At 73.3% G+C, this 10412-nt stretch carries 11 protein-coding genes, 1 pseudogene and 1 riboswitch; of the genes and pseudogenes, 8 read left to right on the top strand and 4 right to left on the bottom strand.

Annotation, left to right across the window (positions count from 1 at the left end; all coding sequences use genetic code 11):
- Nucleotides 1-361: 361 nt before the first annotated feature.
- Nucleotides 362-946 (top strand): transposase, encoded by a 585-nt coding sequence (locus ACZ3J7_RS38365; RefSeq protein WP_465627997.1) that lies wholly within the window; start codon nt 362-364, stop codon nt 944-946.
- Nucleotides 877-1146: a hypothetical protein gene (locus ACZ3J7_RS38360; protein WP_465627995.1), complete on the top strand. Its 270-nt coding sequence runs from the start codon at nt 877-879 to the stop codon at nt 1144-1146. Before ACZ3J7_RS38365 ends, ACZ3J7_RS38360 begins: the two co-directional genes overlap by 70 nt.
- Here ACZ3J7_RS38360 and ACZ3J7_RS38355 read toward each other — a convergent pair.
- From ACZ3J7_RS38355 to ACZ3J7_RS38345, 3 genes are all read right to left on the bottom strand, one after another.
- The gene (locus ACZ3J7_RS38355) at nt 1112-1594 is read right to left on the bottom strand and encodes a hypothetical protein (RefSeq protein ID WP_465627993.1); all 483 of its coding nucleotides are present in this window, start codon (nt 1592-1594) and stop codon (nt 1112-1114) included. The genes ACZ3J7_RS38360 and ACZ3J7_RS38355 overlap by 35 nt on opposite strands.
- Before the next feature lie 375 nt (nt 1595-1969).
- Nucleotides 1970-2251, bottom strand: coding sequence for a hypothetical protein (locus ACZ3J7_RS38350; protein ID WP_465627991.1), 282 nt, complete (start codon nt 2249-2251; stop codon nt 1970-1972).
- 110 nt (nt 2252-2361) lie between these two features.
- Complete coding sequence (locus ACZ3J7_RS38345) at nt 2362-3090, bottom strand: MucR family transcriptional regulator (RefSeq protein WP_465627989.1); 729 nt, start codon at nt 3088-3090, stop codon at nt 2362-2364.
- A 262-nt stretch (nt 3091-3352) separates the two neighbouring features.
- Here ACZ3J7_RS38345 and tsaD point away from each other — a divergent pair, with 262 nt between their 5' ends.
- The 6 genes and pseudogenes from tsaD to ACZ3J7_RS38315 all read left to right on the top strand — a co-directional run bounded on the left by tsaD (nt 3353) and on the right by ACZ3J7_RS38315 (nt 9260).
- The gene (gene tsaD, locus ACZ3J7_RS38340; protein ID WP_465627987.1) at nt 3353-4417 is read left to right on the top strand and encodes a tRNA (adenosine(37)-N6)-threonylcarbamoyltransferase complex transferase subunit TsaD; all 1065 of its coding nucleotides are present in this window, start codon (nt 3353-3355) and stop codon (nt 4415-4417) included.
- Nucleotides 4414-4971 carry a GNAT family N-acetyltransferase gene (locus tag ACZ3J7_RS38335; protein ID WP_465627985.1) on the top strand — a complete coding sequence of 186 codons (558 nt, stop codon included), beginning with the start codon at nt 4414-4416 and terminating at the stop codon, nt 4969-4971. Before tsaD ends, ACZ3J7_RS38335 begins: the two co-directional genes overlap by 4 nt.
- Nucleotides 4968-5174 (top strand): hypothetical protein, encoded by a 207-nt coding sequence (locus ACZ3J7_RS38330; RefSeq protein ID WP_465627983.1) that lies wholly within the window; start codon nt 4968-4970, stop codon nt 5172-5174. Before ACZ3J7_RS38335 ends, ACZ3J7_RS38330 begins: the two co-directional genes overlap by 4 nt.
- A 35-nt stretch (nt 5175-5209) precedes the next feature.
- Nucleotides 5210-7870 (top strand): annotated as a pseudogene (alaS, locus tag ACZ3J7_RS38325) (alanine--tRNA ligase).
- Nucleotides 7871-7915: 45 nt separating this feature from the next.
- Nucleotides 7916-8145: riboswitch (cobalamin riboswitch) on the top strand.
- Nucleotides 8146-8292: 147 nt separating this feature from the next.
- Nucleotides 8293-8712 (top strand): acyl-CoA thioesterase, encoded by a 420-nt coding sequence (locus ACZ3J7_RS38320; RefSeq protein WP_465627981.1) that lies wholly within the window; start codon nt 8293-8295, stop codon nt 8710-8712.
- Nucleotides 8713-8804: 92 nt separating this feature from the next.
- A complete protein-coding gene (locus ACZ3J7_RS38315; protein ID WP_465627980.1) occupies nt 8805-9260 on the top strand; it encodes a Fur family transcriptional regulator in 456 nt (151 codons plus the stop codon).
- On the opposite strand, the gene nicT is transcribed toward ACZ3J7_RS38315, so the two are convergent.
- On the bottom strand, nt 9223-10371 hold the full coding sequence (gene nicT / locus ACZ3J7_RS38310; RefSeq protein WP_465627978.1) for a Nickel transporter NicT: 1149 nt from the start codon (nt 10369-10371) through the stop codon (nt 9223-9225). The two genes, ACZ3J7_RS38315 and nicT, sit on opposite strands and share 38 nt — an antisense overlap.
- Nucleotides 10372-10412 lie beyond the last annotated feature (41 nt).

Raw genomic sequence — 10412 nt, 5'->3', positions numbered from 1 at the left:
CAACAGCTCCTGGCCACCTGGAACGGACCATGCCCGACATGCCACCGCCCCGCCGCCACACCAACCCCAGCCCCGACCTAACAAAGCACTACTAGCCGTTGCCCTATCGACCTTGATGATCATGAGTTCGAATCTGCCGACTCGGTCGGGTGATCTTCGGTCGGCAGGGCATGAAAGTGGGGCGTCCCGTACAGCTCGTGGGTGTCGAATCCAGCCGAGCGACAGGAGGCTCCTGGTGCCACAGTCTTCCGTCTCTGTGAAGTTGTCGTCCAACTCCGCGCCCTTGTCGTGTGATTGCCTCGCTCACCGGTTCGGGAACGCCGGGGACCGGCCGCACAGGCGTCCGAGGTACCTCTCTGACATGACGGATGCGGAGTGGGCGGTGGTGCGCGATGCGATGCCCGTGCCGGCCTGGATGGAAGGCCGCGGCGGGCAGCCGGAGGGCTACTGCCACCGGCAGCTGGTCGACGCGGTGCGCTACCTGGTCGCGGGCGGCGACGCCTGGAGGGCGGTGCCCGCGGACTTCCCCACTTGGGACCGCGTCTACGCCTTCTTCCGGCGCTGGTGGGACAAGGGCCTGATCGGCGAGTTCCACGACCGGCTGCGCGACCGGGTCCGCGAGGCGGCGGGTCGTGATCCGGAGCCGACCGCCGGGATCATCGACGCCCAATCGGTGAATGGGGCGGCGTCGGTGCCGGTCACGAGCCGGGGGTTCGACGGCGGGAAGAAGGTGAACGGCCGCAAGCGGCACATCGTCGTGGACACCCTCGGGCTGCTGCTGACGGCGCTGGTCACCGCCGCGCATCCGTCACCGACCGCGAGGCTGGCGGCACGCTGCTGGAGCGGCTGCGTCAGCGCCACTGGCGCATCTCGCCGGTGTGGGCCGACGGCGGCTACACCGGACGCCTGGTCGACCTCGCCCGTGACGCGCTGCGGATCGCACTGACCGTGGTCAAGCGGACGAATGACACGACGGGCTTCGTGGTGCTGCCGAAAGGGTGGCTGGTGGAGCGGACGTTGTCGTGGCTGATGCACTCACGCCGCCTGGCCCGCGACTACGAGACCCGCGCTGACACCTCCGAAGCGATGATCCGGTGGTCGATGACCATGGTCATGAGCCGCCGGCTCGCCCGGCGGGCAGGCTGAACATCCCCGGCCGTTCCTCGACGAGCCGGCCCCGCGCGGCCGGCCGCTTCACCTTCGACCGCGCTCCCTCCACCTTCGCCGGAACGGCCTCCAGACCCAAGGCCGCCGCGAGCTGCCGACAGTCCATCTCCTCCCCGCTCCCCGCCAGGATCTCCACGAGCCGCTGGTAGTCCGGCGCCAGCACATCCGGATCGAATCCTTCCCTCCAGGCGGGAGCCACAGATCCGGGCACCGCCAAGGCGACCCGCGCAGGCCGCTCACCCCTCACCCCGGTCGGCGATGCCTCCTCCCCCACAGGAGGTTCTGCCAAAACCTCGGCCACCGTCTGACGAGCAGTCACGAACCGCTCCCCTAAGGCTTCCGCCTCCTGCAGCTCAGCCTGCAGGGCCTCCACCCGCTGCCGGGCGGCACGCTCACGCTCCTCCAGCAGCCCCATCACCGACGGCATCCGGCACCTCCACCGAAGAGACGACACGACACCCCGTCTCTGCCACCAAGGCACCGACACTATGTCTGACCAGCGAAAACGCACCCATCGCTATTGGAAAGACAACGGCTTCTGAGACCCGGCGGGGTGCGGCGATCGGGCGTCCGCCGCCGGACCGGCCGGTGCGTCATGCACCTACGGCCTCCGCGCGGGGGGAACGGCGTTCGGATCGAGCCGGAAGGACGAGGTCTGCGGAACGGGACCAATCCGCCGTGGCCACCACGGCGAAGAGTCGGTGTGCGTGGGACCTGACCAGGTCTCCTCACGCACCTCGGGGACGGGGCTCTCCGGCTGGCACCACGGGTCCCGTCCCCGGCCGATCAGGGCCGGATCACGTCAGAGGACGATCAGCCCCAGGCCGAGCAGGCCGTGCCCGAAACCGTAACCACTGCCGTAGCCGTTGCCGTTGCCGTAGTGGGACGGGCCCCAGGTGGTCTCGCTGTACTGGTAGTGCTCGCGGTCCGTGTACGAGACGTGCTCGGTCATCGCGGAAGTCTCGTGGCTGTAGGACTCCTCCACGTGGCTGCCGGCCGCGAGGGCGGAACCGGCGGCGGGAACCGCCACCAGCCCGGCGGCGAGCAGGGACACGGCGGTGATGCGGGCGATGCGCTTGGTCATCGTCGACCTCTCCGTTCGATCGGACGGCCGGTGCCGTCCGCTGCCCACGACGCTATGGATCCGGCGGGAGGACCGCTCCCCGGTTGGGCCGGACAGTCCTGCCCGGACCGTCACCTCTTGAGCCGTTCGGCGATCCAGGGGACGCTGCGCCCGGTCTGTTCGGCCAGTTCCCGCAGGGTGGCGCCAGCGGACCGGCGTTCCCGCAGCCATCCGGCGATGTCCGCGGTGCCGACGAGCCGTGCCGTCCGCTCGTCGTTGATCCCCACCCTGGCACGGCGTCCGGCCGGGGAGTTGACGCCGGTGGGCCGGAGCGGGATGCCGTTGTCGGCGAGCAGGCCGCGCAGGGTGGCGCGGCCGATCCGCAACTGCCGGGCGGTCTCTTCGATGCTCAACTGCCTTTCGGTGTAAAGCGTTTCGAGCGCATCGGGGAGGGCGGTGAAGCCGAGCCGTGCGGCGGCCTCCCGGGCCCGCGCGTGGGCCTGGGCGGAGCGGGTGCGGCGCCCGGCGAGCAGGTGTTCCGCCCGCGTGCGCACCAGTTCCGCCGGGGCGGGCCGAGCCGCCTGCCGGGCCGCGGCTCGGGTCAGCTCCCCGGAGCGGGCCATGGCTTGGCCCGTCGCGAAGTTCTCCCGCAGCTCGGCGGAAGCCCGGTAGGCCGTGGTCTGGCGCGCCGAGCGGGTTCGGCCCAGTTCGCGCGAGCTGAGCGAGCGCCTCCTGCGCAGTCCGTACCGGGTGCGGTAGTCGGCGGCGGTGAGGCCGTGTGCCCGCAGGTGGGAGCCCAGGGCGCGAAACCCCCGGCCGCAGATGTGGCACACCACCAGGTCGGTCGGTTGGTCACGCACGAGTGCCCCGAAGTCCGGGTGCTCGGTGCCGGGTGGGTGCGGACCCGGGCCCGGCTCGTGCGCTCGGACCGGATCACCGGCGCTGATCGAAGTGGTCATGGCACCTACCCGCTCCCCCGAGCGCTCATCTGTTTCCCTTCGGCAAAGAGGCCGTGGATCGGCAGCGAGGCGCCGCGCGCCGTTTGCCCGCCGGACGGCCCGTCCAGCACTATTGCACATAGGTTGCAATAGCAATCAGCAGGCAATACGGAAGGGTGGGCTGGTGTCGCAGTCACCGGTGGTGCTGGGGATCGAGTCGTCGTGCGACGAGACGGGGGCGGGGCTGGTCCGAGGCGGAGTACTGCTCGGCCAGGCGGTGGCCTCCAGCATGGACGAGCACGCCCGCTACGGCGGCGTGGTGCCGGAGATCGCCGCCCGGGCGCACGTGCACGCGATGGCCCCGGTGGTGCGCGAAGCCCTTGACCGGGCCGGGCTGACCCTCGCCGACGTCGGCGCGGTCGCCGTCACCACCGGCCCCGGCCTGTCCGGCGCGCTCCAGGTCGGCGTCGCCGCCGCGAAGGGATACGCGTTCTCGCTCGGCGTGCCGCTGTACGGGGTGCACCACCTGGCCGGACACGTCGCCGCCGCGACGCTGGACGGCGGGCCGCTGCCGAACCCGTGCGTGGTGCTGATCGTCTCCGGCGGCCACACCTCGCTGCTGCTGGTCCGCGACCTGGCCCGCGACCCGATCGTCCACCTCGGCGACACCCTGGACGACGCGGCCGGCGAGTGCTTCGACAAGACCGCCCGCATCCTCGGCCTGCCCTACCCCGGCGGCCCCGCCATCGACCGCGCCGCCCGCACCGGCGACCCGGCCGCCGTCCGGCTGCCCCGGCCCCTCACCGGGCCGAACGACGACCCGTACGCCTTCTCCTTCTCCGGCCTGAAGACCGCCGCCGCCCGCTGGACCGAGACCCACCGCGCCGCCGGCACCGCCCCCAACGTGCCGGACGCCGCCGCCTCCCTCCAGGAGGCGATCGCCGACACACTGACCCGCAAGGCCGTCCGCGCCTGCACCGACCACGGCATCGACACCCTCGTCGTGGTCGGCGGCGTCGCCGCCAACTCCCGCATCCGCGCCCTGACCGAGCAGCGCTGCGCCGCCGCCAGCCTCACCCTCCGCGTCCCACCCCTCCACCTGTGCACCGACAACGGCGCGATGGTCGCCGCCATCGGCGACCTGCTGGTGCGCTCCGGCGCCGCGCCCGCCCCCCTCGACGTCTCGATCGACCCGTCCGCGCCGCTGGAGTACGCCGCACTCACCCCCCGCCCGCGAGTGGCGGCATGACCGCGCACCAGGTCCGGCTGCTGCCGCCCGGCGACCTGCTCGACATCACCGCCGAGGTCCGCGCGGTCTACGCGGCCGCCTTCGGCGGGCCACCCTGGCACGAGCCCGCGCACCGCGCTGACGCCTACCTGGAACGGCTGGCCCAGGACGTGCTGCGGCCGAGCTTCACCGCCGCCGCGGCCCTCGGCCCGGACGGCGACCTGCTGGGCTTCGCCACCGCCTGGACCACCCCCGACCCCTTCCCCGACGACCGCTCCCACCCCCAGGTCGCGGCCGCGCTCGGCCCCGACCGCACCAGCGCCTGGCTGTGCGGCGCCCGGGTGGTCGACGAACTCGCCGTCCATCCCGGCAACGCGGGGCGGGGCATCGGCGCGGCCCTGCTGGAGGCCGTCACCGCCGATGCGGCCGGCGGGCGCTGCTGGCTGCTCACCACGGCCCGGCCCGACGGCCCGCTGGACTTCTACCTCCGGCAGGGCTGGCACCCGGCCGCACCGCACCTCGACGACCTGGCCGTCCTGCTCGGCCCCCGCCACCCCGCCGGAGCCGAGCGGTGAACCCCGAGACCCGCGCCCGGCTGCGCACCAGCCGCCTGCGACTGCTGCGCCGGGCCCTGCGGGCCATCGCCCCCGACACCCCCGTCCGAACGCCTTGCTCCGCCCTCGACCTCTCCGTCCAGGCCGAACGCCTGTGCGGCGGCCGGGCGTCGGGCACCTCCGACAGCGAGTTGCCCGGGGTGGCCCGCCGCTACCTGACCTGATCCAGACTCCCGAGCACCGCACCTGGAGGGACACCGTGCAGACCGCCGAGATCCGCAGCCGCTTCCTGGACTGGTTCGCCGCCCGCGGCCACACCGTCGTCCCGTCGGCGCCGCTTCCGACCCCCGATCCGCCCCTGTTGTTCGTCAACGCGGGCATGGTCCCCTTCAAGCCCTACCTGACCGGCGAGGCCCAGCCGCCGTGGCCGCGCGCCGCCAGCGTGCAGAAGTGCGTGCGCACCCTGGACATCGAAGAGGTCGGGCGGACCACCCGGCACGGCTCGTTCTTCCAGATGAACGGCAACTTCTCGTTCGGGGACTACTTCAAGGAGCAGGCGATCGCCCAGGCCTGGGAGCTGTCGACGGCCGCACCCGCCGACGGCGGTTTCGGGCTCGACCCGGCGCGGATCTGGGTGACGGTCCACCACGACGACCGCGAGTCGGCCGCGTTGTGGGCGCGGATCTCCGGCCTCCCAACGGAGCGGATCGTGGAGCGCGGCGACGCCGACAACTTCTGGTCGATGGGTGTGCCCGGCCCGTGCGGCCCCTGCTCGGAGCTGTACTACGACCGGGCCCCGCACTCGGCCGGGACGGCGGTCCGGCCGTCGACGAGGACCGGTTCATGGAGTTCTGGAACCTGGTCTTCATGCAGTACGAGCGCGGCGAGGGCACTGGCAAGACGGGCTATCCGATCCTCGGCGAGCTCCCGCGCCGCACCATCGACACCGGCATGGGCCTGGAGCGGATGGCCACCCTGCTCCAGGACGCGCCGAACCTGTACGAGACCGACCAGCTCCGCCCGGTGCTGGACCGGGCCGCCGAACTCGCGGGGGTCCGCTACGGCGCCGACCAGCAGGCGGACGCGCGGCTAAGGGTGGTCGCCGACCACGTCCGCACCGCGCTGATGCTGCTCGCCGACGGCACCGCACCGGGCAACGAGGGCCGCGGCTACGTGCTGCGCCGCATCCTGCGCCGTGCGGTGCGGGCCATGCGGCGGCTCGGCCACCAGGATCCGGCACTGCCCGAACTGCTGCCGGTGGCCCGCGACCGGATGGCCGACTCGTACCCGGAGACCGCCACCGACTACCCGCGGATCGCCGAACTCGCCACCGCCGAGGAGGAGGTCTTCCGTTCGACCCTCCGCCAGGGCAGCACCGTGCTGGACACCGCGATCCGCCGCGCCAGGGACAGCGGGACCCGGGCCCTGGACAGCGCGGAGGTGTTCCGGCTGCACGACACCTACGGCTTCCCCGTCGACCTCACGCTGGAGACCGCCGCCGAGCAGGGCGTCACCGTCGACCGGGCCGGTTTCGCCGCCCTGATGGAGGCCCAACGCGAGCGCGCCCGCCAGGACACCCGCGCCAATAAGGCCCACCACGCCGACACCACCGCCTACCGGGCGCTGCTGGCCGACCACGGGCCGACCGACTGGCGGGTCTGGGACACCCTGGCCACCGAGTCGGCCGTCCTGGCCCTGTTCGACGCCCTCGGCGCGCCCGTCGCCGCGCTCCCGGCCGGCGCAATCGGCACCGCCGTGCTGGACCGCACGCCGTTCTACGCCGAGTCCGGCGGCCAGGCCCCCGACGCCGGCCACCTGACCGGTGCCGACGGCACGGACGCGGAGGTGATCGACGTCCAACGACCGCTGCCCGGCCTGGTCGCCCACCAGGTGCGCGTCCTGACCGGCGAGTTGACCGCCGGGGCGCCGGTGCGCGCGGAGGTCGACGCCCAGTGGCGGCACGGCGCCCGGCAGGCCCACTCGGGCACCCACGTGCTGCACGCCGCGCTGCGCCGGGTCCTCGGCCCCACCGCGCTGCAGTCCCGGTTCCTACAACCGGCCCGGCTACCTGCGGCTGGACTTCCCGTGGCGCTCCGCGCTGAGCGCCGCCACCCGCAGCGAGGTCGAGGAGGTCGCCAACCGGGCCCTGCGCGACGACCTCCCGGTCTCCGCCGTCTGGATGCCGCTGGAGCGGGCCCGGGAGCTCGGCGCGCTCGCCCTGTTCGGCGAGACCTACGGCGAGCAGGTGCGGGTGGTGGAGATCGGCGGCCCGTGGTCACGCGAGCTGTGCGGCGGCACCCACGTCGACCACTCCTCCCAGATCGGGGTGCTCGCGCTGACCGCCGAGTCCTCCGTCGGCGCGGGGCTGCGCCGCGTCGAGGCGGCGGTCGGGCTGGAGGGCTTCGGCTACCTCGCGCGCGAACGCGACCTGGTGGCCCGTCTCGCCGAGCAGCTCCAGGCTCCGCGCGCCGAACTCCCCGACCGCATCGCCGCGTTGACCGCCCGGCTGAAGGCCGCCGACCAGCAGGCCGAACGCCTGCGGCAGCAGGCCCTGGAGCGGCGCGCCGCCGGGGCCGCGCCGACCGCGCAGGACGTCCGGGGCGTGCTGCTGGCCCGGCTGACGGAGAGCGGTGACCCCGGTGACGCCCGACTGCTGGCCCGGGCGGTGCGCGACCGCCTGCCCGCCGACCGGCCCGGGGTGGCGGCCGTCACCGGCAGCGGCCCCAAGGGCGGCCACCTGGTGGTCGCGGTCAACCGGACCGGCCGGGACGCCGGCCTGTCCGCGGCCGACCTGCTCCGGGAGGCGCTGGGCGGCCGGGGCGGCGGCAGCGCCGACACCGCACAGGGCGGCGGCCTGAACGAGGCCGAGACGGCCCGCGCGGGCGAGACCCTGGCCGCCGAGCTGGCCGCCCGTGCCTGAACCGGCCGCGGCAACGGGCGTCCTCGACCTGCTCGGAGCGGGACGTAGAGTGGCCGGTGCAGCTGGTTCGCCCCGCCCTCCCGGGCGGGTGCGTCGCAAGAGGGAACCCGGTGGGAATCCGGGACTGCCCCGCAGCGGTGAGCGGGAACGACAGCCGTCACAGGCACTGGGGCCCACGGGCCCCGGGAAGCGACGGCCGGTAGGTGGCCGCCCTCCTTCGAGGGCGGGTGGCCGTGCCCGCGAGTCCGAAGACCTGCCGCTGCCCGCGGACCGCGGTGGTCCGCGGCCCCACCGCGACCCCGAGGGCGGGCGACGGCGACGGCGGGCCGCCCGGCCCGGCCGCCTCGTCCGCGCGTTCGGGTCCGTGAACTCGCGAAGGAGAGTTCCGTGAAGCGCACCACCTGCTCCGGGGTGACGGCCCGATGACGACCTCACCCGTCCCCACCCGCACGCCGGCCGAGTCCGCCGTCACGCTCGCCCACATCATGAGCGAGCACGACACCAACCTCTACGGGACGGTGCACGGCGGCGTGGTGATGAAGCTCATCGACGACGCGGCCGCCGCGGCCGCGGGCCGCCACGCGGGCGTCCCGGCGGTCACCGCCTCCGTGGAGGGGATGTCCTTCCTCGCTCCCGTCCGGGCCGGTGACCTGCTCAGCGTCCACGCACGGGTCGAACGCGCCGGGCGCACCTCCATGCACGTCTCGGTCGCCGTGACCTCGGAACGCTGGAACCTCACCGGCCCGGTCGCCGACGTCGCCACGGCCCGGCTGGTCTTCGTCGCGATCGGCCCCGACGGCCGCCCGCATTCCGTCCCGGCACTGCTCCCTGACGGCCCGTAACACCCGTCCGGACAGATCCTGGCGGTGGTTTGTTCGCATTTGCCATACTCGGCGCACCAGGAACCGAAGGGGACTCAGTGGATCACCGAGTGGTGGCGGACCTTCCCGCCGGGGCGGAGCGGTCCGGGCCGGACGAGGAGCAGGTCAGCCGTCGGCTGCTGCGCGAGGGCGGCAGTCGGTGCACCGAGCCGCGGGTGCGTGTCCTGGAGGCCGTCCGCTCGCACGGCGGACACTTGACGGCAAGTCAGATCCACGCCCGGGCCACGGCGGGTGGGCGCCGCATCGACCTCTCCACCGTCTACCGGACGGTGGAGAGGCTGATGGGGCTGGGCCTGCTGCACTCCCTGCACGGGCCGAACGGCGAACTCACCTTCGGCATGGTGGGCGAGCCGCACCACCACACGGTGTGCACCGGCTGCGGCGCGGTCGGCGAGTTCCCGGTGGCGCTGCTGGACGACGGCCTGTCCGCGGCGGCGGCGCACACCGGGTTCCGGGTCGAGGCGCTGGTGCTCAGCGGCCGGTGCTCCGACTGCCCGGGCACCGGTTGACGCGACGTCCGACCTTGGCGGCGGCCCTCGCGGCCCAGCGCTGCTCGACGTTGCTGAACCGCCAGTAGGCCAGCGCGCACGCCCAGACCACGACGAACAGGCCGACGATGACGTAGCCGACGTTGTCGAGGCTGATGTCCGCGATCCAGGTGCTGAGCGGGTCGGTGAGGTCGAGCTTCTCGTGCAGCACGCTCACCAGCTCGATGGTGCCGATGAAGAACGCCACCGCGATCGACAGGCCGGTGATGGTGAGGTTGTAGTAGACCTTGCGGACCGGGTTGGAGAACGCCCAGTGGTAGGCGAAGTTCATGAACGTGCCGTCGAGGGTGTCGAACAGGCTCATGCCGCAGGCGAACAGCAGCGGCAGGCACAGGATCGCGTACCAGGGCAGGCCGGACGCGGCGCCGGAGCCGGCCATGACCATCAGCGCGACCTCGGTGGCGGTGTCGAAGCCGAGGCCGAACAGCACCCCGAGCGGGTACATCTGCCAGGGGCGGCGGATCGACTTGGTGACCCGGCCCAGGACGCGGTTCATCAGGCCGCGCTCGTCGAGGTGCTTCTCCAGCTCGGCCTCGTCGTAACGGCCGGCCCGCATCTCCTTGTAGACCTTGTAGATCCCCACCAGCGCCACCAGGTTGATGGCCGCGATGACGTACAGGAAGGTGCCCGAGACGCTGGTGCCGATCACGCCGAGCGCACCGTGGACGGAGGAGTCCTCGTCCACCAGGGTGCCCGCGAACTTGGCGCCGGCCGCGATCAGCGCGGCCATCGCCATCACGATGCTGGAGTGGCCGAGCGCGAACCAGAACCCGACGGACACCGGGCGCTGCCCGTCGGCCATCAGCTTGCGGGTGGTGTTGTCGATCGCGGCGATGTGGTCGGCGTCGAAGGCGTGCCGCATGCCCAGGGTGTACGCGGTGATGCCCAGGCCGACGCCGAACACCTGGGTGCCGACGGCGTAGTGGTTGGGGGCGACCAGCAGGAACAGGGTGCCGAACGCGACGACGTGCATCGCGAGGATGACGCCCAGCAGTCCGGCGGTACGCACGGTGTCCTTGCGCTGCCAGCGGGGCGGCAGCGGTGTTCTGGCGGTGTCGGTGGTGACGGTCACGGGCGGCCTCTCCAGCTCCTCGATGGGGGGCGCTCCCGGCA

Source organism: Kitasatospora sp. NPDC015121, assembly GCF_055562955.1.
The sequence above is the reverse complement of the archived record's forward strand: the minus strand, read 5'-3'. Positions and strand labels throughout refer to the sequence as shown.